We start from the raw sequence: 23568 nt of genomic DNA on the forward strand, positions 1-23568 counted from the left end.
TTTATTTATTAAAGAATGAGGGCTTACAACATGAGGAGTCGGATATGAAAATCGTCATTATTGGTGCCAGCGGTACGGTCGGTCGTGCAGTCGCAGAAGAGTTAAGCCAACGCCACGAGACGATCCGCGTGGGTCGCACGCAGGGCGATCGTCAGGTAGATATCACCTCTCAGGCGAGCGTACAGGCGTTGTTCGAAAAAATCGGCCCGGTGGATGCGATCGTCTCCGCAACCGGAGGGGTGCACTTCGGCCCGCTCGCAACTATGACCGACGGCGAGTTCAACCAGGGCTTGCAGGATAAGCTGCTGGGGCAGGTTCGTCTGGCGCTGACCGGTCAGCACTACCTGAACGAAGGCGGTTCGATTACGCTGATAAGCGGGATTGTGGCGCACGAGCCGATTGCACAGGGCGTCAACGCCACCACGGTAAACGCGGCGCTGGAAGGGTTTGTCCGCGCCGCGGCCTGCGAACTGCCGCGCGGTATTCGCATTAACCTGATCAGCCCGACGGTGCTGACGGAATCCGCCGAAGCGTATGAGGGCTTCTTCCCCGGCTTTGAAAGCGTTCCCGCCGCGAGCGTGGTGCAGGCCTACCGCCGCAGCGTGGAAGGGGTACAGAGCGGTCGGGTATATAAAGTCGGTTATTAAGCCTTACGGGCGGCGATGAGCACCAGCATCGGGCGCTCCGCCTCTTCAGCCAGCGCGGGCCAGGCGTCAACCTGCGCCTGCGTTGGCCCCCACTCATTGACTTCACTTATCGTTAATCCCGCCTTGACCAGCGCGTTGAGGACCGTACCCAGCGTGCGGTGATATTTGATGACCCCCTCTGCCAGCCAGTTGCTGACGCGCTTGCCTTCGTCCTGATAATGGTTAACGCCCCAGAAACGCTCGCCGTTGTCATCGGTGAGCCAGCCCTGACGGGTGGCGCAGGTGTAAATCGGGTGCTCCATCGAGAAGACCAGGCTGCCGCCGGGTTTGAGCGCACGCTGGACGTTGGCGAATAATATGTCCAGTTGCGGCAGATAGTGCAGCGCCAGCGAGCTGTAGACCAGATCGAGACTGTTTTCGCGAAGCTGAAGAGATTCCAAATCGCTACGCTGATAGTGAATCTGCGCGTCATCCGTCAGTTCAGCCGCGCGGGCCAGCATTTTTTCTGAGATATCGACGCCCGTAACGTCGCAAGCGCCCAGCTCGCGCGCCACGCGGCAGAACCAGCCGTAGCCGCAGCCGAGATCGATAACCGATTTTCCGGTTAAATCCGGCAGCATCGCCTTAAGCGCAGGCCATTCCGGCGCGCCGTCCAGCCCCTGCACCGAGCGCGGAAGCTGAGCGTAGCCTTCGAAAAATGCCGGATTATCGTAGATGTTTTGTGCCATGGCAGATCCCTCTTTAAGAATGTGCCTGGCAGTATACTGCATTGTCGGGTGGCGGCTTCGCCTTACCCGACCTACAAAATCTCCGAACCGTAGGCCGGGTAAGCGCAGCGCCACCCGGCTCGCTTTTAGCCAACAACGCCCCAGACAAGGTTCCCCTTGTGGAACGTCGCAGTGCGCGGAGAAATGCGCGCCACCGCCTCGGCGGAGCAGGAGGCGTCCACCAGCACAAAGCTGGCGTCATCCTGCGCTTTCGGCCAGACGCGTTCACCTTTATCGTTCAGCGGCAGCACGTCGCCGGTGGCGATGCCGAGCGTGCGAGAGAGCGTCTGCTCGTTCGGGCGAATATAGAGCTGGGCGTAGAGATTGGCTTTCTCCAGCATGTCCCCGAGACCGTACGGTGACCAGTGGTCGATCACGCTGTCGGTGCCCGTCATCACGAACACGCCCTTCTCCCGCAGCTGCTTCAGCGGCATGTGCAGGGTGCCAATCGGCACGGTGGAGGCGATGGTCACCTGCTGCGCCGCCATGCGGGTGGCTATCTCATCCACCTGCTGCTCGTTGAGCGTCGCCAGTGCGAAGGCGTGGCTGATGGTCAGCTTACCCTTCAGCGCCGGCGTTTTCTCCACGGTTTCCACCATGTAATTCACCGCCGCCACGCCCGCCGGGCTGGTTTCGTGCAGGTGAATATCCACCCCTTTGTCGTAGTCCAGCGCAATCTGGAACATGGTATCGAGCGATTTTTCCATCGCGCCGTCAACGCTGGTTGGGTCCAGCCCGCCCACGTAGTGCGCCCCGGCCTGCATCGCCTCGCGCATCAGCTTTTCAGAGTTGGAGAGCAGCAGACCGTGCTGCGGGAAGGCAACGATTTCGCAGTCGAAACCTGCGCTGCGGCGCGCCAGCACCGCCTGCAAATTCTCCAGGTTTTTCAGGCCGGAAACCGGCTCAATATTGCAGTGGCTGCGGGCAATCGTGGATCCTTTCGACTGGATCAGGTCGATCAGCTTTTCCGCGCGCGCCTGAGTGTAAGGCTGTAACTCCGGCAGCAGCGTCTGCTCCAGGCGGATCATGTCCTGAATAGTGGTGCCCGCCGGGCGGTTGAGCGACCGCCACGGGCCGCCGTAAAAGGTTTTATCCAGATGGATGTGCATGTCGCGCATCGCCGGAAGCATCAGTTTCTTACCCGCGTCGTAGTGCGGCAGCGCGGCGTCGGCGTGGCTGTTGTTATCGCGAAGGGCGACGATTTTACCGTCTTTGATCTCCAGCGTTTTCAGCTCGGTGCGAGTGCTTGTCGCCACGTTGCCGTCGACGTTGAACCCGGCCTCCAGCAGCACGTTGTCCAGATAGTAATGTTTTGCGGTGATGTTCATCGGTTTCCCCGTCTCGCAGGTTGCCTTTGCAGTATCGGCAGCATACGCGACGGAGCCGGTTGCGCCAAACAGCGCGCAGGCGGTGACCATTTTGCCGCTCTGGCTGATAAACTCGCGGCGGCTTTTGTTTTCACTCATCTTATCTTCCTTCATTAACAATGTGGGTACCCGTTTCACCGCGCAGCGCCGCGGGCAGGCAGTCCGGCGAGGTGATGATCACGCGCCTGCCGCCGTGGCGTAAAAACGCCAGCGAGGCGACGATTTTGGGCAGCATGCTGCCCGCCGGAAAGTGACCTTCGTTCATGTAGCGCGTCATCTGCGCCACGCTGACGGTGTCCAGCGCCTGCTGGTCTGGCTTGCCGAAGTTAACGCAGACTTTCTCCACGCCGGTGGTTATCACCAGCACGTCGGCGCAGATCTCACGGGCCAGCAGCGCGGTGGAGAGATCTTTATCGATAACCGCATCGACGCTCTGATAGTCCCCCTGCTCGCTGCGCACTACGGGAATGCCTCCGCCGCCCGCGCCGATGACCACAAAACCCTTCTGCGTTAGCGCCTTAATCGCATCCGCCTCGACGATGCGCAGCGGCTGGGGTGAGGCCACCACGCGGCGATAGCCCCGGCCTGAATCCTCGACAAAATGCCAGTCCGGGTGCGCGAGCTGTAGCTCGTCGCGCTGCGCCTCGCTGAAGAACGCGCCGATCGGTTTTGTCGGGTGCGTAAAGCCGGGATCGTTTTTATCCACCTCCACCTGAGTAACGACCGTGACCGCCTTTTGCTCGCCGCGCGCCGCCAGGCGGTTGTTGAGCGCCTGCTGGATGAGGTAGCCGATACCGCCCTGGGTATCCGCCACGCAGTTTGCCAGCGGGGTCAGCGGCAGCCCTTCCCGCTCGTGGGCGATCTCGGCGCGGCGCAGATCCAGCCCCACCTGCGGACCGTTGCCGTGGGTGAGGACGATGTCATAGTCGGAGGCCAGCATTTCGAGCACCGACTCGGCCACCGCTTTGACCGCCTGCGCCTGATGTTCAATCGACTGGCTGGCGTTGTCTTTGATGATGCTGTTGCCGCCGATGGCGACGACCATAAGCTCTTTCATACGTTTTCCTTCGCAACAGTAACTTCAGCGCTCGCAACTTCACGGCTGTCGAGGACATGCTTCACCACGAACATCCCGCCCATCATCAGGTAGGCCGTGACGAACATCAGGGAACTGCCCTCGGCAAAGCCCACAACCGGCGCGTGGATCACGCCAAACAGCGCCAGCAGCGCCCCACCTGCGGCGGCGACGGCTCCGCGCAGCGGTTTGTTGATGATGGCGAAGATAGCGATACAGCCCCAGTGCATGCTGGCGAGCGGCGCGCCGTTGCCGAGGTGCATCAGCCCCTCGTAGTAAATCCCTTTGCTGTGCAGCACGTCGGTGCCAATTTTCGCCGCGCTGGTTCCCGCCGCGCTCATCACGCTGTTCATCATGGTCAGCGCCCAGTTAGCGATCCACGGGAACAGGCAGATAAAGATGACGGGCACCTCCACTTTCGGCGTTTCCCGCACCACCTGGTTGGCGGTGACGACGCCGATAAACACCAGAATCGGCACGATAGCGGTCATCGGTATGATGGCGAGCATAAAGGCCCCCAGCCCGAACAGCGGCACGATGAACATGGTCACGCCGGACGCCAGCGTGTAGCCGATGCTCGCCCCCATCGCCTTCCAGCCGGGATGGCCCACGTAGACCGTGACCGGGAACGGGTTGCCCATCAGGCAGCCGAGCATGGAAGCCAGGCCGTTTGCCAGCATTACCTTGCGGGTCGGGTACTCATCCCCCGCCGCGTGGGCGCTTTCGATGTTCTCCAGGTCAAAGATGTAGTTCGCCAGCCCCAGCGGCACAGCGGACGCCAGATACGGCAGCGCGTGCGGCAGGCCCTGCATAAAGCTGTCCACGTGAACCTCCGGCGGGTTAAAGCCGAAGGAGGACATAGACGCCTTGATGGCATCCGGGCTTTGCAGTCCGGAAATCCACGCTAATGCCGTTCCGGCAATCAGCAGCAGCAGGCCGGTCGGGATTTTGGCGAAAATCGGCTTTTTACCGAACCAGTTAATGAAGATCAGCAGCAGGACGATGAACGACACGGTGGGCGCTTCGAACGCCTGCAACATTGGGTTCATCGCCAGCAGCAGCAGGCCAAGACCGGACAGGCACGACAGCAGCACGGTACGCGGGATCATCTTGCGAATGGTCTCACCCAGGAACGAGCCGCCCGCGAGGATCATCGCTTCCACAAAGCACCACACCAGGCCAATCTGAATCGCGAAATCCGCATCCCCGGTTTGCTGGTAGACGGGCATCAGCACCAGGAAGGTCACGGTAAAAATCGAGGGTGCGCTCGGGCCGGACGGCAGCGCGGTGACGTCCGTACGTCCGGTGGCGCGCGCCATTTGCAGGCCAAACCATGTGTAGCATAAGCTCGCTACCAGCACCGCCAGCCCGAAGGCCGGCGCGATGCGTCCATAAACAATCTCCTTCGGGATGCCGACGACAAAAATGAGCAACCCCATCATGGTCAGCAAATTGGTCAGGTTGTTGGTCATCAACCCGAAATAGGCCGCCCAGTCACCTCTTTTCCACTCCAGTTTCATGTTTTTCATGGATGCATACCTTATAGAACGTAGCGATCGCGGAAGGTCAACAGCGCATTTTCAAAACAGCTAAACGGCGGGTGAACGATGCCCGCCCCAATCATGCCGATGCCCGCGTCCTTGTGGGCTATGGCGGTATTGATCACCGGCAGAATGCCGCTGCCCGCCACTCTGGTGATGTCGATGGCGGTTGGAATGCCCATAAACGACAGCAGCGGAATGGTGACGTTCGGGTTCTCGCCGAGGGTGATTTCGCGCATCTGGCGGGAGAAGTCGATGGCTTCCTCCACCGTGCCGCCCACCAGCGCAACGATGGCCGGCGCCGTCGCCATCGCAAAGCCGCCGATGCCGAAGGTTTCGGTGATGGCGCTGTCGCCAATGTCCAGTCCGGAGTCTTCCGGCTTATAGCCTGCGAACATCGGGCCAATCACCTGCTGCGCCGGACCGGTAAACCACTGCCCCGGCAGGCCGGAAACGCGCAGGCCGAACTCGTAGCCGTTGCGCGCCATGGTAGTCACGACGGTGCTGTACTCAATGCCGTGGGCGGCATCCAGCGCGGCCTTACACATCGCCATCCACGTCGGGCCGGAGAAGTAGTCGCTGCTGGCGACAAACTCGAACACCTCACGCTGCTGCTCCACCGGATAGCCCGCCTGGATCAGCCCCGGCGTCAGGGCCTGGATCAGCAGCGTGGTGCCCGCGTTGTTGCGGTTGTGGCACTCGTCGCCCATGTGCAGCGCCTGGGCCAGCATCAGGCGCAGGTCGATTTCGCCGATGATGTTCATCGCGTCGCGCAGCATCGGGCCGAGCACGTCGCGCATCCAGTTCAGGCGGTCGATCACGCTCTGGTCGTTGGCGCCCATGCGCAGGATCTTCGCCATCTGCTCGCTGAGGTTGGTGAACGCCCGGTTGCCGTAGGTTTTGTTCTCAACGATGTGCATAAACATCGAGGCGGAGGTGACGCCCGCCATGGAGCCCACGCAGTCGTGCTCGTGGCACGGCGAGAAGGTGATGTCGCCTGAAGCCGCCAGCCTTGCCGCGTCCTCCAGATCCGTCGCCAGCCCTTCAAACACCAGCGCACCGGTAACCGCGCCCTTCATCGCCCCGCACATGTTTTCCCAGGAAACCGGCGGACCGGCGTGCAGAATGGTGGTGCGGGTCATGCCCGGCACCACGTTAATCGCCTGGTCATAGCCCACCAGCACCGGATGGGACTGAATAATGCGCTCAAGGGCGATTTTGTTCGCGGCGGCGATCTTCTCCGCCAGTGGTTTCTCTGCCAGCTGGTCGAGCGCCTCCACCACCTGCATATTGCCCTGCCCCGGCGGCGTCCAGTCGAGCTGGGTCACGGGAACGTGCTGCTTTTTGAGGTCGTCGCTGAACATCGCAATGCCGACGTTAATGACGTTAAGCGGCTGGTTGAATAAAGTGGTCATTATGCTTTCTCCCCTTTGCAGACAAATTCGCGTGCCAGTAATCCGGTGTTGGTGCTGCTGCTGGCCCAGATGACGCCTGCGTCGGTCAGCCGCTGGCACTGCTGCGCCAGCGACTGCGGATCCTGGTCGGTGCCGAGCACGTAGCCGAGGATCTCCAGCGGACGGTTATCGGCTTTCGCAATGGCCTGTGCCTCTTTGATCGCCTCGATCATCACCCCCACCGGATCCTCGTGTGCGCCAAAGCCGAGCACGAAGTCCATGACGATGACGCCCACCTGCGGATCGCGCGCCTCCTGTAGCAGGCGGCTGATGCGGTTGGTCGGGTCAATCATTGGGTGCGGTTTGCCGTTGGTGAAGTCGTCGTCACCGAAGTCAAGGAAGGTGTGGGCCTGGCTGACGCTGATGTCCTTCAGGCGCTTAGCCGGATCGGGCTGGATATTGCTCCAGACATCGTCGAATTTCTCCAGCGCAGCGAACATCGCTTCGTCGCACAGGGTGCCGCCGCAGAACAGGCCGCGAATGTACTTCTGCTGCGGCGTCAGGCGGGCGCGCACCTCTTCAATCAGCGGCCAGTTGAGCGGGTGTAAATCCAGGGCCTCTTTTTTAACGCCGGTAAGCAGCACCGCTTTCAGCGCCGCCTCTTTGGTGCCACGGGCAAACTGCAAGCCGTCTTCATCGGCGGGCGGGTCGTTGCGGCCAAGGAAACAGACGACCACGGGCTTGCGGCAGGCGCGCGCGCGGGCCAGCACTTTCCCGGCCACCGCGGGTGCAGGCGGCTTGGAGATGAGCGCAATCACCTGGGTGCCCTCATCCGCCTCAAGCATGTCAATGGCGTCGAGCATCATCAGGCCGCCGATTTTCTCGCTGAGATCGCGCCCGCCGGTGCCGATCAGCTGCGACACGCCGCCGCCGAACTCGTGAATGCGTACGCTCAGCTCCTGGCTGCCGGTGCCGGAGGCGCCCACAATCCCAATCGGCCCGCGACGTACCGCGTTGGCGAAGCACAGCCCTGCACCGTTGATGATGGCGGTCCCGCAGTCCGGCCCCATCATCAGCAGCCCTTTCTCATGCGCCAGCTGCTTCAGCGCCAGTTCGTCGTCCAGCGACACGTTATCGGAGAACAGCATGACGTTAAGATCGTTTTCCAACGCCTGACGCGCTTCGCGGGCGGCAAAGGTGCCGTTGACGGAAATCACCGCCAGGTTGCTGTCCGGGCGATGGGTTTTGGCGCTGGCAATCGTCGCGTAGCGTGCTTCATGGGCGCCGCTGCTCGCTTTGCGGGTAAATAAGGCTTCTATTTCCGCCAGCGTTTCATCGTTCGCCGCGTCGCCTTTAATCACGATCATCAGGTCGCCATTTTTGGCTTCTGCTAATTCCGGCGTGAGCAGCCCGAGATTTTTCAGAACGCCTTTATTCATTTCCGTCGCCATCGCCACAAATGCCTGTTCGACGCCCGGCAGTTTATTGGCTTTGGTGGAAACCGACATTAAGGAAACCGAATCAAAATACGTGTTCTTTTTTATGACGATTTTGGTTGGCATTATTTTCACCTGTTTAAGATAAAAGGGGGCCGCCGTCGCGCAGAATGCACGTCGGTAAAAAAACTTTTTGAATTAACGGCCAGCCGGAAAAGGCTGGCCAATTGCGCTATGCGCCTGCCGCCAACAGCAGGTCTGCTATCGCGTTGAAGCCTTTTTCCCGCGCCAGTTCGAGCGGGGTTTTGCCGTATTTATCGGTCATGTGCGGATTCGCGCCGTGATCCAGCAGCAGCTTCACAATTTCCTGCTGCTTTGCGCCGCCGTCGTTTAACACGATGGCTTCAAGCAGCGGTGTCCAGCCGACAAAATTGGTGTGGTTGACGTTAATATCGGTTTTTTCCAGCAACTCGCGCACGATTTCAACGTGCCCTTTTTCACTGGCAGGAGTTATACCCACGCCGCCAAAACGCGTCAGACGGTCGAGATCCGGCTCCGCTGGAAGAACAATGCGCAACAGGGTTAAATCATTCGTCAGGCAGCTAATCAGGAAGGGGTTAAAGCAGGTCTGGTCCTGTTTATCAATATCCGCCCCAGCGGCAATTAAAAATTCCACGCAGGCGTAATGCTTTTTCAGGCTGGCAATAATAATGGCGGTTCTTTTCTGGCGGTTGGTCGCGTTAATATCCACGCCTTTCTTCAGGCAGGCTTTTAGCGCATCGATATTGCCCTCTTCTGCCGCCAGCAGAAATTCTGTAACCAGTGCAGTTGCAGACATATTAAGACTCCCTATGTGTCACTTCTGATGACCTGAGAATAGCAACAGGCTGTTCATAAAAGAATCCGCTTAAAAATGATTCATCGACACGCATTTCATTGTTGAGTTAAATTCAACGGTCAGGCAAAAACGTGCGTCTGTGCAACCTTTTTCTTATGTTTTACCGCGTTCAGGCACCTCAGGCTGCATTATCCTTATGGCTGAAAAAACCTTACATGACGCGGCCCTGCGTAAAAAGCCAGAACTGTGACCGGCATCAAATTTGATGTAACGTCGTTGTTAAAATATGTTCAAAACTGATGGTCACCCGGAGCCATAATATGAATTCCATCTTTACCGAAGAGAATTTGCTGGCCTTCACCACCGCGGCGCGTTTTGGCAGTTTTAGCAAAGCTGCTGCCGAGCTGGGCGTGACCACCTCCGCCATCAGCTACACCATTAAACGCATGGAGACCGGGCTGGACGTGGTGCTGTTTGTACGCAACACGCGCAGCATTGAGCTGACCGAATCCGGCTTTTACTTTTATCGTAAAGCGACCGACCTGCTGAATGACTTTCACGCCATCAAGCGCGGGATTGATACCATTTCGCAGGGCATTGAGACGCGGGTGCGCATCTGCATTAATCAGCTTTTGTATACGCCACGCCATACCGCGCGTTTGCTCCAGGTGTTGAAAAAACAGTTTCCCACCTGCCAGATCACGGTGACGACCGAGGTGTACAACGGCGTCTGGGATTCCATCATTAATAATCAGGCCAACATTGCCATTGGCGCGCCGGATACGCTGCTGGACGGCGGCGGGATCGATTACACCGAAATAGGCGCAATCCGCTGGGTATTTGCCATCGCCCCGACGCATCCGCTGGCGTTCGCCCCTGAGCCCATTTCTGAAAGTCAGCTGCGTCTGTATCCCAATATCATGGTCGAGGACACTGCGCACACCATCAACAAGAAGGTCGGCTGGCTGCTTCATGGCCAGGAGGCGATTCTGGTACCGGACTTCAACACCAAATGTCAGTGTCAGATCCTGGGTGAAGGTATTGGATTTTTACCGGAGTATATGACGCGGGAGGCGGTAGAGGACGGGCTGCTGGTGACGCGGCGGATCAATAATCCGCGCCAGGACTCGCGCATGCTGCTCGCCACGCAGCATGCGGCGACCGGTCAGGTCACGCGCTGGATCAAACAGCAGTTTGGCCCCGAGGGCGCGCTGACCCGGATCTACAGTGACTTACTGTGGCGTATTTAGCTTTTCGTCTGAACCCAAAACGCGTGGATAAGGCCCGGGAAGTAACCCAGGATGGTCAGAAGAATATTCAGGATAAACGCCCAGCCCAGTCCCTTGCCAAGCAGCACGCCCAGCGGCGGGAGAATAATCGTAAAAACAACACGCCAAAAACCCATAAAAACTCCGTGCAAGCTAACCAATTGAAAAGTATAAAAGACACAACTCTAAGCGTAGCCAGTTTACGGGTAACTGCCATTCGGCACTCGCGTTTTTACCTGCCTTTACCCTCTTTACACTGGCTTAAACCTTGCCTTAAATGCTCTACTGTTCTGAAAATGACCGTAAGGAAACACAATGTCCCTTCCCCTTATTACGCCCCGGCAGGCAAGCACGATGATTGCAAAGGGCGCTAAACTCATCGATATTCGCGACGCCGACGAATTTGCCCGCGAGCATATTCCGGCGGCGCACTCCATCCCGCTGGATTCGTTACCCGGCGGGCTAAACCCAGCATCGGGAGAAACGGTGATTTTCCACTGTCAGTCCGGCGCGCGAACCTCAAACAATGCCGCTCGTCTTGCCCGGGCAGCGTCCCCTGCAAACGCCTTTGTGGTTGAGGGGGGTATTCAGGGCTGGAAGCAGGCCGGGCTGCTGACCGTTGAAGACAGATCGCAACCCCTTCCGCTGATGCGTCAGGTGCAGATCGCCGCCGGGCTGCTGATCCTCTGCGGTGTGGTGCTGGGCTACAGCGTCTCCAGCGCCTTTTTCCTGCTGAGCGGTTTTGTGGGCGCCGGGCTGCTGTTTGCCGGTGTGACGGGTTTTTGCGGCATGGCGCGACTGCTAAAAGTGATGCCGTGGAACCGGCGTACCTGATAAGGGGTATTTGCAAGATTAAACTGTACCCCGCCCCCGGACGTGGGCTATGGTGAAGATCATAACAACGTTAGGAGGTGCTATGTTTTCTGTCGGCGATTATGTTCAACCGCGTCAGGGCGGTCCGAAACTGAAAGTACTCGAAGTGAATGGTGAAAATATTGTGGCCGTACAGGCCAGCAATGAGCAGGGCGAGAAATATAACCTGAAAGCGGCGGACGTGGTTCTGTACTCCGAAGAAGGTGACTTTGGCGTCTGCTGAGTCAATAACCGGGCGGAATACACCGCCCGAATTATCATCAGATCAGAAAATCGTCCAGAGATTTACCGTTTGCCAGCGCGTTCGCAATGGGCTTTGGCGTACGTCCCTGACCGGTCCACGTTTTCTCTTCACCGTTCGCATCGATGAAACGATATTTCGCCGCACGCGCTTTACGTTTTTTAGCCGGCTGGCCCGCATGAGCCAGTTCACCGCCTAACAGATCGCTCGGGGAAATACCGTCAGCCTTCATCAGTTCCAGCAGAGCATTAATTTTTTCCTGCTGCTCAGCGCGTTGACGCTCTAATTCAGCCTGCTCGCTGCGTTTTTCTTCCGTGACCATCCGGACTTTTTCCAGCATTTCTTCCAGAACATCCATGGATAATTCACGCGCCAGCGCCCGGAGCGTACGGATATTATTAAGATTCTGTAACGTTAAAGCCATAATAATGAGAAACCTTTCTTCGTGTGTATAACATAAATCAGGCAACAGAATAATTGATTTTTGTTCTGATATCTACCCATCCTGTCGTTTTGACATTATTGTAAATGTTTTAGAATATCCCGTTAATATAACCCGGAATTATCCGTCAGTTATAATGCGTAATATATCGTCCTGCACCTGGTCAAAAACGCTTGTTTAAAACCGTTCAAAAAACCGCCCTTAAACGCTCGTACAACAAAGGTTTCACGCGTGCTCAGATAAGCTAATGGATTGATTTCTTTTAACAAAAACGTTGATGGGAAAGAAAATAACGAAGCGCGCAAAAAACAGACGACTTTAGAGAATTTTATGGACAAAGCGCCACTAAATAAAGATTAATCACTACTTGTTAGTTAAAAGCCAGAGAGATACGCTATACACTCAAAACAAACCAACCTAAAGCACTAAACGCCGCAGGTAAAACGCCACTTTTTTGTCCTGTTCGAGGAGTTCAGACATGTTCTCACCGCAGTCTCGCCTGCGCCATGCGGTAGCGGATACCTTCGCGATGGTCGTTTACTGTTCCGTCGTGAACATGCTGATTGAAATATTTCTGTCGGGAATGTCCTTTGAGCAGTCCCTCTCGTCGCGCCTGGTGGCCATTCCGGTGAATATTATGATCGCCTGGCCGTACGGACTGTATCGCGATGCGGTGATGCGTTATGCCCGGCGTATTAGCCCAGCAGGTTGGGTAAAAAACCTGGCTGACGTGCTGGCCTATGTAACGTTCCAGTCCCCGGTGTATGTGGTTATTTTGCTGACGGTGGGCGCAGACTGGCATCAAATTGCCGCCGCGGTAAGTTCGAATATCGTGGTATCAATGCTGATGGGTGCGGTGTACGGTTACTTTCTGGACTACTGCCGTCGCCTGTTTAAAGTCAGCCCCTATAGCCAGGCCAAAGCGTAAGGTGAGGCGACTGGCACGTGCCAGTCGCAGAGTTATTGTACGTCGCCAAACAGCCCTTTCAGGAACCGCTCCAGCGCCATACGCGAGCTGAAACCGTGCGGAATACCATAATGTTCATGCGTCTCGCCGCCTAAATAGAGCGGAAATTGCTGATAATGATCGCAGGTTTTAATATCCGAGGCGGGCTCAGCAAATGACAGGCTTCTGTCTTTTAGTGTCGGGTGAATAATGAGAGCAGTACGCCCCATTCTTGCTTCACGGTTAACGTAAACATAATTCTCGCCACGGCGATATCCGTACGCTTTTGATGTTACCTCATCCATGGTGAACCCTTCTTTTTCAAGAACGCGCGCCACCTCATCGGGTCGTAAATACATATCTCTTCCTCATTATCATACCTGCCGGGCAACCTTACAGTATTCAGCATTAGCAGGGCTTTCAGAATATTCCATAAACTGCCCGATAAGCCGTGACTGGCTTCAGATATTAAATTTCTGAACTAAACTAAACGGGAACACAAATTATGGAGGATCGTATGTTTAACAGACCGAACCGAAACGATATTAACGACGACACCCAGGATATTCGTAATGATGTCAGCCAATTAGCTGATACGCTGGAAGCGGTGCTGAAATCCTGGGGCTCTGATGCGAAGGATGAAACAGATGCCGCGAAACGTAAGGCTCAGTCTCTGCTGCGTGAAACGCGCGCAAGGATGAATGGCCGCTCACGTACCACCCAGGCGGCCTGCGACATGGCCAGCTGCGCCACCACCTTCGTACGTGAAAAACCGCTGTGTACGCTGGGAACGGTGGCGGCGGTCGGTATTTTTGTCGGCGCCCTGCTTAGCCTGCGTAAGTAAGCGCGAGTTCTTAGCCCCGGTTGCCCCTGGCGCCGGGGCTTTTCTTTGCCGGAAAGCCTGAAGAACATGCACAGCCCGCCCTGCCCCGCCGGGCTCATCATTAGGGTCTTATCAATCTAAATTTCCCATATCTTGTGTGGTTGAAACTTATCGCAACTACATCTAGTATTCCCTTTAGACAGATACACACAACATGACGCGTTTACTCGCGCCGTTCTCTCATTCTAAATGGAAATACGAATCATGAGCATTATTATTTACACTCGTAACGATTGTGTTCAGTGCCACGCCACGAAACGGGCGATGGAGAGCCGCGGCGTGGCATTTGAGATGGTCAATCTTGATCAGGTGCCCGACGCGGCTGACATCCTGCGTGCGCAGGGTTTTCGTCAGCTTCCGGTGGTGGTTGCCGGTGATACCAGCTGGTCTGGCTTTCGCCCGGACATGATCAACCGTCTTGCCGCTCAGGCCGTCAGTGCATGAGCAGGCTGGTCTACTTTTCCAGCAGCTCGGAAAACACGCTTCGGTTTATGGAGCGCCTCGGGCTGCCTGCGATACGCATCCCGCTGAACGAGCGGGAGCGTATTCAGGTAGACGAACCTTACATACTGGTGGTGCCGAGCTATGGCGGCGGCGGCACCGCGGGGGCTGTTCCCCGTCAGGTGATCCGCTTTCTGAACGATCCCCATAACCGACAGCTGATTCGCGGCGTGATTGCGGCGGGCAATCGCAATTTCGGCGAGGCCTTTGCCCGCGCCGGGGATGTCATCTCTCAAAAATGCGGCGTGCCGTATCTCTATCGTTTTGAACTGATGGGGACACAGCAGGACGTAGAGAACGTGCGTAAAGGAGTGAACGAATTTTGGCAACGACAACCGCAGAACGCGTGATTCAGGCGACGCCGGATTACCACGCATTAAACGCAATGCTTAACCTCTACGACCGCGAGGGGCGCATTCAGCTTGATAAAGATCGTGAGGCGGTGGACGCCTTTTTTGCCGCCCACGTACGCCCGAACAGCGTTACCTTTGGCAGCCAGCGGGAACGTCTCGACTATCTGGTAAAAGAGGGATATTACGAAGAGCGCGTCCTGACCCGCTACGATGGCGCCTTCGTGGAGGCATTGTTTGCACGTGCGCACGCCAGCGGTTTTCGCTTCCAGACGTTTCTTGGCGCATGGAAGTATTACACCAGCTACACCCTGAAAACCTTCGACGGCAAACGCTATTTAGAAAGCTTTGAAGATCGGGTGGTCATGGTGGCCCTGACGCTGGCGCAGGGCGATGAAGCTCTGGCCGAAAGGCTGACGGAGGAGATCCTCTCAGGCCGCTTCCAGCCTGCCACGCCAACCTTCCTTAACTGCGGCAAAGCCCAGCGCGGCGAGCTGGTCTCCTGCTTCCTGCTGCGTATTGAAGACAATATGGAGTCGATTGGCCGTGCGGTGAATTCGGCGCTACAGCTGTCGAAACGCGGCGGCGGCGTGGCGTTTCTGCTCTCAAACCTGCGGGAAGCGGGCGCGCCAATCAAACGCATCGAAAACCAGTCTTCCGGCGTCATCCCGGTGATGAAGATGCTGGAAGATGCCTTCTCCTACGCCAACCAGCTTGGCGCACGCCAGGGTGCGGGCGCGGTTTACCTGCACGCGCACCATCCGGACATCCTGCGTTTTCTGGATACCAAACGTGAAAACGCCGACGAAAAAATCCGCATCAAAACCCTTTCGCTCGGTGTGGTTATCCCGGATATCACCTTTAAGCTGGCCAAAGAGAATGCCGACATGGCGCTGTTCTCGCCGTATGACGTTGAACGGATCTACGGCAAAGCGTTTGGCGACGTGGCGATAAGCGAGCTTTATGACGAGCTGGTTGCAGACGATCGCATCCGCAAGAAGTACATCAACGCCCGCGATTTCTTCCAGACGCTGGCGGAAATTCAGTTTGAGTCCGGCTACCCGTACATCATGTACGAGGATACGGTTAACCGCGCCAGCCCGATTGCCGGGCGCATCAACATGAGCAACCTGTGCTCAGAGATTTTGCAGGTCAACAGCGCCTCCACCTACGACGAAAACCTCGACTACGCGGACATCGGCAAAGATATCTCCTGCAACCTCGGGTCGCTGAATATTGCCCACACCATGGATTCGCCAGATTTTGGCCGCACGGTGGAGATCGCCGTTCGCGGGCTGACGGCGGTATCGGACATGAGCCACATTCGCAGCGTGCCGTCCATTGAGGCGGGCAACGCCGCGTCGCACGCCATCGGCCTTGGACAGATGAACTTGCACGGCTACCTGGCGCGGGAAGGCATCGCCTACGGCAGCCCGGAAGGGCTGGATTTCACGAATCTCTATTTCTACACCATCACCTGGCATGCGCTGCATACCTCAATGATGCTGGCGCGCGAGCGCAGCCAGCGGTTCGCAGGCTTTGAGCAGTCGCGCTACGCCAGCGGGGAATATTTCAGCCAGTATCTGGAAGGCGACTGGCAGCCGAAAACCGAAAAAGTGCGCGCGCTGTTTGACCGCGCCGGCATTACCCTGCCGACGCGCGAGATGTGGCAGCAGCTGCGCGACGACGTGATGCGCTACGGCATCTATAACCAGAACCTTCAGGCGGTGCCGCCGACCGGCTCTATTTCCTATATCAATCACGCCACGTCGAGCATTCACCCGATCGTGTCGAAAATTGAAATTCGTAAGGAAGGCAAAACCGGGCGCGTCTACTACCCTGCCCCGTTTATGACCAACGACAATCTGGCGCTCTATCAGGACGCCTATGAGATCGGGCCGGAGAAAATCATTGATACCTACGCCGAGGCGACAAAACACGTGGATCAGGGGCTGTCGCTGACGCTCTTCTTCCCGGATACCGCCACCACGCGGGATATCAATAAGGCGCAGATTTATGCCTGGAAAAAAGGCATCAAAACGCTGTACTACATTCGCCTGCGCCAGCTTGCGCTGGAAGGTACCGAAATTGAAGGCTGCGTGTCCTGCGCGCTGTAAGGAGAAAGGATGAAACTGTCACGCGTGAGTGCCGTTAACTGGAACAAGATTCAGGACGATAAAGACCTGGAGGTGTGGAACCGCCTGACCAGCAACTTCTGGCTGCCGGAAAAGGTGCCGCTCTCCAACGATATTCCGGCCTGGCAAACGCTCAGCCACGCCGAGCAGCAGCTGACAATCCGCGTCTTTACCGGCCTGACGCTGCTGGACACGATTCAGAATACCGTGGGTGCCCCCGCGCTGATGAGCGATGCGCTGACGCCGCACGAAGAGGCGGTGATGTCGAATATCAGCTTTATGGAGGCGGTCCATGCCCGCTCCTACAGCTCGATTTTCTCGACGCTCTGCCAGACCAAAGACGTGGACGCGGCCTACGCCTGGAGTGAAGAGAGCGCGTCATTGCAGCGGAAGGCGGAGCTGGTGCTGGAGTATTATCGCGCCGACGAGCCGCTGAAGAAGAAGATCGCCAGCGTGTTCCTGGAATCTTTTCTCTTCTATTCCGGCTTCTGGCTGCCCATGTACTGGTCGAGCCGGGGCAAGCTCACCAATACCGCCGATTTGATTCGCCTCATTATCAGGGATGAAGCGGTACACGGGTATTACATCGGCTATAAGTACCAGAAAGGGCTGGAAAAAGTCAGCGCAGCGAAGCAGGAAGAGCTGAAGGGATTTGCGCTCGATTTGCTGATGGATCTGTACGACAACGAGCTGAGCTATACCGAAGAACTGTACGCCGGAACGGGCTGGGAAGAGGACGTAAAAGCGTTCCTCTGCTACAACGCCAATAAGGCGCTGATGAACCTGGGCTACGAGGCGCTTTTCCCGCCGGAGATGGCGGAGGTGAACCCGGCGATCCTCGCGGCGCTGTCGCCCAACGCGGATGAAAACCACGACTTCTTTTCCGGGTCCGGCTCATCGTACGTGATGGGTAAAGCGGTGGAGACGGAAGATGAGGACTGGGATTTTTAATGAGTGAATTAACGTTCGTTAATTAAATATAAAGTTCATTATTCCCGGCCGAATATTTCACTACGTACTACACTGTAATTTCCACGTCATATTCGCCTGAATCACACCGATTCAGGCGGAATTTCCCCATGCAGCAGCAAAAAATTGAGAAAAATTCAAACCGCCCTCAGCCCTTTATTCATGGGAAATTCAGCCGTTTCGCTTGTGGCAAAATTCCGACCTCATGCCCGCTCAGGGTTGTCTCAGATTCTGAGTATGTTAGGGTAATGCCAGTTAACTATTTACCATGGTAATCATATCGACATAAACAAATAACAGGACACTCTCTATTGCATGGCAATTAAATTAGAAGTGAAAAATCTTTATAAAGTATTTGGCGAGCACCCGCAGCGTGCTTTCAAATATATTGAGAAAGGCCTTTCGAAAGAGCAAATTCTGGAAAAAACCGGGCTATCGCTTGGCGTTAAAGACGCCAGTCTGGCCATTGAAGAAGGCGAGATTTTTGTCATCATGGGATTATCCGGTTCGGGTAAATCCACTATGGTTCGCCTTCTCAATCGCCTGATTGAACCCACCCGCGGACAGGTGCTGATTGACGGCGTGGATATCGCCAGAATCTCAGACGCAGAACTCCGCGAGGTGCGCAGAAAGAAAATTGCGATGGTGTTTCAGTCATTTGCGCTGATGCCACACATGACGGTGCTCGATAATACCGCCTTCGGCATGGAGTTAGCCGGCACGCCCGCTCAGGAACGTCAGGAAAAAGCCCTTGATGCGCTGCGTCAGGTTGGGCTGGAAAATTACGCTCATGCCTACCCGGATGAGCTGTCGGGCGGCATGCGTCAGCGCGTGGGATTAGCCCGCGCATTAGCCATTAATCCAGATATTTTATTAATGGACGAAGCTTTCTCGGCGCTCGATCCCTTAATTCGCACCGAGATGCAGGATGAGCTGGTAAAATTACAGGCCAAACATCAGCGGACCATCGTGTTTATTTCTCACGATCTGGATGAAGCCATGCGTATTGGCGACCGAATTGCCATTATGCAAAATGGCGAGGTGGTGCAGGTTGGTACGCCGGATGAAATTCTCAATAATCCGGCAAATGATTATGTGCGCACCTTCTTCCGCGGCGTGGATATTAGCCACGTATTTAGTGCGAAAGATATTGCCCGCCGAACGCCAAACGGCATTATTCGAAAAACGCCAGGTTTTGGCCCGCGCTCCGCGCTGAAGCTGTTGCAGGATGAAGACCGTGAATACGGTTATCTGGTTGAACGCGGCAATAAATTTGTCGGCGTTGTCTCCATCGACTCTCTGAAAACCGCCCTGAGCGAAAACCAGGGAATCGATGCGGCGTTGATTGACGCTCCGCTTGCCGTGGACGCCGAAACGCCGCTCAGCGAGTTGCTCTCTCATGTGGGTCAGGCGCCTTGCGCCGTGCCGGTTGTCGGGGAAGAACAACAGTACGTTGGCATCATTTCAAAACGGATGTTGCTACAGGCTTTAGATCGCGAGGGGGCAAACAATGGCTGATCAATCAAACCCATGGGGTACCACTGACGCTGCGGACAGCGCGGCGCAATCTGCCGATGCGTGGGGTTCCACGCCCGCACCTGCCGACGGCGGCGGCGCGGCGGACTGGCTCAACAGCGCACCTGCGCCTGCGCCTGAGCATTTCAATATTATGGATCCGTTCCACAAGACGCTGATCCCGCTGGACAGCTGGGTGACGGAGGGGATCGACTGGGTCGTTACCCACTTCCGCCCGGTGTTCCAGGGGATCCGCATCCCGGTGGATTACATCCTGAACGGCTTCCAGCAGCTGATGCTGGGCATGCCTGCGCCCGTGGCGATAATCCTGTTCTCGCTGATCGCGTGGCAGTTCGGTAGCGCGGGGATGGGCGTCGCCACGCTGATCTCTCTGATCGCCATCGGCGCGATTGGTGCGTGGTCTCAGGCGATGATTACCCTGGCGCTGGTGCTGACCGCCCTGCTCTTCTGCATTGTCATCGGGCTACCGATGGGGATTTGGCTGGCGCGCAGCCCGCGGGCCGCGAAAATTATTCGCCCGCTGCTGGATGCGATGCAGACCACGCCGGCGTTCGTTTACCTGGTGCCTATCGTCATGCTGTTCGGTATCGGTAACGTGCCGGGGGTAGTGGTGACCATAATCTTCGCCCTGCCGCCAATTATTCGCCTGACGATCCTGGGCATTAACCAGGTGCCTGCGGATCTGATTGAGGCCTCGCGCTCGTTCGGTGCCAGCCCGCGTCAGATGCTGTTCAAGGTTCAGCTTCCGCTGGCGATGCCGACCATTATGGCAGGCGTGAACCAGACCCTGATGCTGGCGCTGTCCATGGTGGTAATCGCCTCGATGATTGCCGTTGGCGGTTTAGGCCAGATGGTACTGCGCGGTATTGGCCGTCTTGATATGGGGCTGGCGACCGTTGGCGGCGTCGGGATTGTGATCCTCGCCATCATTCTTGACCGCCTGACCCAGGCTGTCGGTCGTGATTCACGCAGTCGCGGCAACCGTCGCTGGTACACCACCGGCCCTGTCGGGTTACTCACCCGCCCCTTTACAAAATAAGGAACAACGATGCGACATAACGTACTTTTTGCCACAGCGTTTGCGACCTTTCTCTCCACCAGCGCGTTTGCCGCTGACCTGCCGGGCAAAGGCATTACCGTGCAGCCGGTGCAAAGCACCATTTCGGAAGAGTCCTTCCAGACGCAGCTCGTCAGCCGCGCGCTGGAGAAGCTGGGCTATACCGTAAATACCGCCAGCGAAGTGGATTACAACGTGGGCTACACCTCGATTGCCTCCGGTGATGCCACCTTTACCGCCGTGAACTGGCAGCCATTGCACGACGATATGTTTGCTGCCGCAGGCGGTGACAAGAAATTCTATCGCGAAGGCACCTTCGTGACCGGCGCGGCGCAGGGCTATCTGATCGACAAGAAAACCGCCGACCAGTACCACATCACCAATATTGAACAGCTGAAAGATCCGAAGATCGCCAGACTGTTCGACACCAACGGTGACGGCAAAGCGGACATGATGGGCTGTTCACCGGGCTGGGGCTGTGAAGCGGTGATTAACCACCAGAACAAAGCGTTCGATCTGGCGAAAACCGTCGACGTGAGTCACGGCAATTACTCCGCGATGATGGCCGACACCATCGCCCGCTTTAAAGAGGGCAAGCCGGTGATCTACTACACCTGGACGCCGTACTGGGTGAGCGACGTGCTGAAGCCGGGCAAAGACGTGGTGTGGTTGCAGGTGCCCTTCTCCTCCCTGCCGGGCGAGCAGAAAGATATCGACACCAAACTGCCGAACGGCATGAACTATGGCTTCCCGGTGAACACCATGCATATCGTGGCGAACAAAGCCTGGGCAGAGAAAAACCCGGCTGCGGCGAAATTGTTCTCGGTGATGAAGCTGCCGCTGGCGGACATCAATGCCCAGAACGCGATGATGCACGCGGGTAAATCATCCGAAGCCGATATCAAAGGCCACGTGGATGGCTGGATCAAAGCCCACCAGCAGCAGTTTGATGGCTGGGTGAAAGAGGCGCTTGCGGCGCAGAAGTAAAAATACAACATAACCTTACCCCTCACCCTAACCCACTCCCCTTTGGGGAAAGGGCTGGGGTGAGGGGGATAACCGCACAAACACACACATAACAATCCCCCAACATTCTCAATCATTGGTTATTATGTTTCCGGAAAATAATCACTTAACTCACAATTCCTGAAACTAATGACAAAAACATCTCAGGGGCTTAGCCCCGCGCTCATCCTTTTAATGTCCGTGGCAACGGGTCTGGCAGTCGCCAGCAACTATTACGCGCAGCCTCTGCTTGATACTATCGCGCGCGCCTTCGATCTTTCCGCCAGCTCCGCCGGCTTTATCGTCACCGCTGCGCAGCTCGGCTATGCGGCAGGGCTGCTGTTCCTGGTGCCATTGGGCGATATGTTTGAGCGCCGGATGCTTATCGTCTCTATGACGCTTCTGGCGGCAGGCGGGATGTTGATCACTGCCAGCAGCCAGTCGTTAACGATGATGATTATTGGCACCGCGCTGACCGGCCTGTTCTCGGTGGTGGCGCAAATTCTGGTTCCCCTCGCCGCTACGCTGGCGTCCCCGGAAAAACGCGGCAAAGTGGTCGGCACTATCATGAGCGGCCTGCTGCTGGGCATCCTGCTGGCGCGAACCGTTGCCGGGCTGCTGGCGAGCCTCGGCGGCTGGCGCACCGTCTACTGGGTGGCGAGCGTGCTGATGGTTATCATGGCGCTGGCGCTGTGGCGCGGCCTGCCGAAAGTGAAGCAGGAGAATCACCTGAACTATCCCCAGCTTCTCGCCTCCGTTTTCAGCCTCTTTACGCAGGATAAACTCCTGCGCACGCGCGCCATTCTGGGGTGTCTTACCTTCGCCAACTTCAGCATCTTATGGACGTCGATGGCATTTCTGCTCGCCGCACCGCCGTTTAACTACTCAGAAGGGGTGATTGGCCTGTTCGGGCTGGCAGGCGCGGCTGGCGCGCTGGGCGCACGCCCGGCCGGTGGGCTGGCCGACAAAGGCAAATCTCATATGACCACCTCCGCCGGGCTGGTGTTGCTCCTGCTCTCCTGGGCGGCCATCTGGTACGGACACGTCTCAGTGCTGGCGCTGATCGTCGGTATTCTGGTGCTCGACCTCACCGTGCAGGGCGTACACATCACCAACCAGACCGTTATTTACCGCGTGAAGCCGGACGCACGTAACCGCCTGACGGCCGGATATATGACCAGCTACTTTATCGGCGGCGCGGCGGGCTCGTTGATCTCAGCCTCCGCGTGGCAGCATGCGGGCTGGACGGGCGTGTGCGCCATTGGCGCCATCGTCGCGGCGATAAATCTGCTGGTGTGGTGGCGCGGCTACCACCGGCAGGAAGCAATTCACTAAGTTTTACATTGCTTTGGGCCCCCTGGGGTGTAAAGGGGACCTGCATCTGTTAATGTAACGGTAATCATTTATCCCAGAAATTTTACTGTGGGTGACATATTTACTACCGGCATGAATAGTTCAGACCCCTGTCCTCACATCCCCTCTTTCGCGGGTATACACCCCACGCTTTCTGTGCTCACCGGGTCACGGATTTACCCGGCGCTTTCTGATGGTGACATTCGTTTGGCGGATATAACCGCACAAATAATTCATTTACATTATTTGTCACTATCGTTACTATATCGGCTGTAATTAATGAGGTTATGCCCAAAATGGATAGTTCGTTTACGCCCATTGAACAAATGCTTAAGTTCCGCGCCAGTCGTCATGAGGACTTCCCGTATCAGGAGATCCTGCTGACCCGCCTGTGCATGCACATGCAGGGTAAGCTGCTGGAAAATCGTAATAAGATGCTGAAAGCGCAAGGGATTAACGAGACGTTATTTATGGCGTTGATTACCCTTGAGTCTCAGGAAAACCACAGCATTCAGCCTTCTGAACTGAGCTGCGCGCTGGGTTCATCCCGTACCAATGCCACCCGTATTGCTGATGAGCTGGAGAAGCGCGGCTGGATCGAACGCCGTGAAAGCGATAACGATCGCCGCTGCCTGCATCTGCAACTGACCGAGAAAGGTCACGAATTCCTGCGCGAAGTGCTGCCCCCGCAGCATAACTGCCTGCACCAGCTCTGGTCCGCCCTCAGCACCGCCGAGCGCGACCAGCTTGAGCACATTACTCGCAAGCTGCTCACCCGTCTGGATCAGATGGATGAAGATGGCGTCATTCTTGAGGCGCTGCGCTAACGCGACGATCCGCTCAACCATCCAGATTTCAAAAGAAAAACTGACAGGCCAGCACGTGAAACTGCTGGCCTTTCTGACAACAGGTCGGCTCAGCCGATGTGAAAATAAAAAGATCGT

25 protein-coding genes are annotated in these 23568 nt (G+C 56.7%); 15 read left to right on the plus strand and 10 right to left on the minus strand.

Translation table 11 applies throughout. From position 1 onward, the window contains the following. The first annotated feature begins 44 nt into the window (after nucleotides 1–44). Nucleotides 45–647: a short chain dehydrogenase gene (locus DBR02_RS04625; protein ID WP_107533576.1), complete on the plus strand. Its 603-nt coding sequence runs from the start codon at nucleotides 45–47 to the stop codon at nucleotides 645–647. On the opposite strand, the gene DBR02_RS04630 is transcribed toward DBR02_RS04625, so the two are convergent. From DBR02_RS04630 to DBR02_RS04660, 7 genes are all read right to left on the minus strand, one after another. Next, nucleotides 644–1375, minus strand: coding sequence for a class I SAM-dependent methyltransferase (locus DBR02_RS04630; RefSeq protein WP_107533577.1), 732 nt, complete (start codon nucleotides 1373–1375; stop codon nucleotides 644–646). The two genes, DBR02_RS04625 and DBR02_RS04630, sit on opposite strands and share 4 nt — an antisense overlap. Nucleotides 1376–1500: 125 nt before the next feature. After that, nucleotides 1501–2880, minus strand: coding sequence for an amidohydrolase family protein (locus DBR02_RS04635; protein ID WP_107533578.1), 1380 nt, complete (start codon nucleotides 2878–2880; stop codon nucleotides 1501–1503). A gap of 1 nt (nucleotide 2881) precedes the next feature. Next, complete coding sequence (locus DBR02_RS04640; protein WP_107533579.1) at nucleotides 2882–3838, minus strand: carbamate kinase family protein; 957 nt, start codon at nucleotides 3836–3838, stop codon at nucleotides 2882–2884. Continuing rightward, nucleotides 3835–5385, minus strand: coding sequence for a xanthine permease (locus DBR02_RS04645; protein ID WP_107533580.1), 1551 nt, complete (start codon nucleotides 5383–5385; stop codon nucleotides 3835–3837). Before DBR02_RS04645 ends, DBR02_RS04640 begins: the two co-directional genes overlap by 4 nt. Before the next feature lie 11 nt (nucleotides 5386–5396). Further along, nucleotides 5397–6812, minus strand: coding sequence for a DUF1116 domain-containing protein (locus DBR02_RS04650; protein ID WP_173937187.1), 1416 nt, complete (start codon nucleotides 6810–6812; stop codon nucleotides 5397–5399). Beyond that, nucleotides 6812–8353: an acyl-CoA synthetase FdrA gene (gene fdrA / locus DBR02_RS04655; RefSeq protein WP_107533581.1), complete on the minus strand. Its 1542-nt coding sequence runs from the start codon at nucleotides 8351–8353 to the stop codon at nucleotides 6812–6814. The genes DBR02_RS04650 and fdrA overlap by 1 nt, the downstream gene beginning before the upstream one ends. A 106-nt stretch (nucleotides 8354–8459) precedes the next feature. After that, entirely contained in the window at nucleotides 8460–9065 is a 606-nt protein-coding gene (locus DBR02_RS04660; protein ID WP_063869464.1) for an ankyrin repeat domain-containing protein, read from the minus strand. A gap of 320 nt (nucleotides 9066–9385) precedes the next feature. Here DBR02_RS04660 and DBR02_RS04665 point away from each other — a divergent pair, with 320 nt between their 5' ends. After that, nucleotides 9386–10315: a LysR substrate-binding domain-containing protein gene (locus DBR02_RS04665; RefSeq protein WP_063869462.1), complete on the plus strand. Its 930-nt coding sequence runs from the start codon at nucleotides 9386–9388 to the stop codon at nucleotides 10313–10315. Here DBR02_RS04665 and DBR02_RS04670 read toward each other — a convergent pair. Then, entirely contained in the window at nucleotides 10312–10470 is a 159-nt protein-coding gene (locus tag DBR02_RS04670) for a YqaE/Pmp3 family membrane protein (RefSeq protein WP_003862203.1), read from the minus strand. The two genes, DBR02_RS04665 and DBR02_RS04670, sit on opposite strands and share 4 nt — an antisense overlap. 178 nt (nucleotides 10471–10648) lie before the next feature. Between DBR02_RS04670 and DBR02_RS04675 the strand changes: the two genes are divergently transcribed. After that, on the plus strand, nucleotides 10649–11167 hold the full coding sequence (locus DBR02_RS04675; protein ID WP_107533582.1) for a rhodanese family protein: 519 nt from the start codon (nucleotides 10649–10651) through the stop codon (nucleotides 11165–11167). An 82-nt stretch (nucleotides 11168–11249) separates the two neighbouring features. Further along, the gene (locus DBR02_RS04680; protein WP_063451827.1) at nucleotides 11250–11429 is read left to right on the plus strand and encodes a hypothetical protein; all 180 of its coding nucleotides are present in this window, start codon (nucleotides 11250–11252) and stop codon (nucleotides 11427–11429) included. 37 nt (nucleotides 11430–11466) lie between these two features. On the opposite strand, the gene stpA is transcribed toward DBR02_RS04680, so the two are convergent. After that, entirely contained in the window at nucleotides 11467–11871 is a 405-nt protein-coding gene (stpA, locus tag DBR02_RS04685) for a DNA-binding protein StpA (RefSeq protein ID WP_063869457.1), read from the minus strand. 496 nt (nucleotides 11872–12367) lie between these two features. Between stpA and alaE the strand changes: the two genes are divergently transcribed. Continuing rightward, nucleotides 12368–12817, plus strand: a complete 450-nt coding sequence (gene alaE / locus DBR02_RS04690) for an L-alanine exporter AlaE (protein WP_063869455.1) — start codon at nucleotides 12368–12370, stop codon at nucleotides 12815–12817. A 32-nt stretch (nucleotides 12818–12849) separates the two neighbouring features. Here the strand turns inward: alaE and DBR02_RS04695 are convergent, their stop codons facing one another. Next, entirely contained in the window at nucleotides 12850–13194 is a 345-nt protein-coding gene (locus DBR02_RS04695) for a DUF2002 family protein (protein WP_006811693.1), read from the minus strand. A gap of 158 nt (nucleotides 13195–13352) precedes the next feature. Here DBR02_RS04695 and DBR02_RS04700 point away from each other — a divergent pair, with 158 nt between their 5' ends. From DBR02_RS04700 to emrR, 10 genes are all read left to right on the plus strand, one after another. Beyond that, nucleotides 13353–13679, plus strand: coding sequence for a DUF883 domain-containing protein (locus DBR02_RS04700; RefSeq protein ID WP_063869453.1), 327 nt, complete (start codon nucleotides 13353–13355; stop codon nucleotides 13677–13679). Nucleotides 13680–13922: 243 nt separating this feature from the next. Continuing rightward, entirely contained in the window at nucleotides 13923–14162 is a 240-nt protein-coding gene (gene nrdH / locus DBR02_RS04705; protein ID WP_063451831.1) for a glutaredoxin-like protein NrdH, read from the plus strand. Continuing rightward, entirely contained in the window at nucleotides 14159–14569 is a 411-nt protein-coding gene (nrdI, locus tag DBR02_RS04710) for a class Ib ribonucleoside-diphosphate reductase assembly flavoprotein NrdI (protein ID WP_063869450.1), read from the plus strand. The genes nrdH and nrdI overlap by 4 nt, the downstream gene beginning before the upstream one ends. Next, complete coding sequence (nrdE, locus tag DBR02_RS04715) at nucleotides 14542–16686, plus strand: class 1b ribonucleoside-diphosphate reductase subunit alpha (protein WP_107533583.1); 2145 nt, start codon at nucleotides 14542–14544, stop codon at nucleotides 16684–16686. Before nrdI ends, nrdE begins: the two co-directional genes overlap by 28 nt. Nucleotides 16687–16695: 9 nt before the next feature. Further along, entirely contained in the window at nucleotides 16696–17655 is a 960-nt protein-coding gene (gene nrdF / locus DBR02_RS04720; protein ID WP_064909824.1) for a class 1b ribonucleoside-diphosphate reductase subunit beta, read from the plus strand. 333 nt (nucleotides 17656–17988) lie between these two features. Further along, nucleotides 17989–19191, plus strand: coding sequence for a glycine betaine/L-proline ABC transporter ATP-binding protein ProV (gene proV, locus DBR02_RS04725; protein WP_063869443.1), 1203 nt, complete (start codon nucleotides 17989–17991; stop codon nucleotides 19189–19191). Continuing rightward, nucleotides 19184–20248, plus strand: coding sequence for a glycine betaine/L-proline ABC transporter permease ProW (gene proW, locus DBR02_RS04730; protein WP_063869441.1), 1065 nt, complete (start codon nucleotides 19184–19186; stop codon nucleotides 20246–20248). Before proV ends, proW begins: the two co-directional genes overlap by 8 nt. Before the next feature lie 9 nt (nucleotides 20249–20257). Then, complete coding sequence (gene proX, locus DBR02_RS04735) at nucleotides 20258–21253, plus strand: glycine betaine/L-proline ABC transporter substrate-binding protein ProX (RefSeq protein WP_107533584.1); 996 nt, start codon at nucleotides 20258–20260, stop codon at nucleotides 21251–21253. Nucleotides 21254–21421: 168 nt separating this feature from the next. Further along, entirely contained in the window at nucleotides 21422–22606 is a 1185-nt protein-coding gene (locus DBR02_RS04740; protein ID WP_107533585.1) for an MFS transporter, read from the plus strand. A gap of 314 nt (nucleotides 22607–22920) precedes the next feature. Further along, nucleotides 22921–23451, plus strand: coding sequence for a multidrug efflux transporter EmrAB transcriptional repressor EmrR (gene emrR / locus DBR02_RS04745; protein WP_017694792.1), 531 nt, complete (start codon nucleotides 22921–22923; stop codon nucleotides 23449–23451). Nucleotides 23452–23568 lie beyond the last annotated feature (117 nt).

It is taken from the genome of Enterobacter cloacae complex sp., assembly GCF_900322725.1.
In the GTDB taxonomy this organism is placed as follows: Bacteria; Pseudomonadota; Gammaproteobacteria; order Enterobacterales; family Enterobacteriaceae; genus Enterobacter; species Enterobacter quasihormaechei.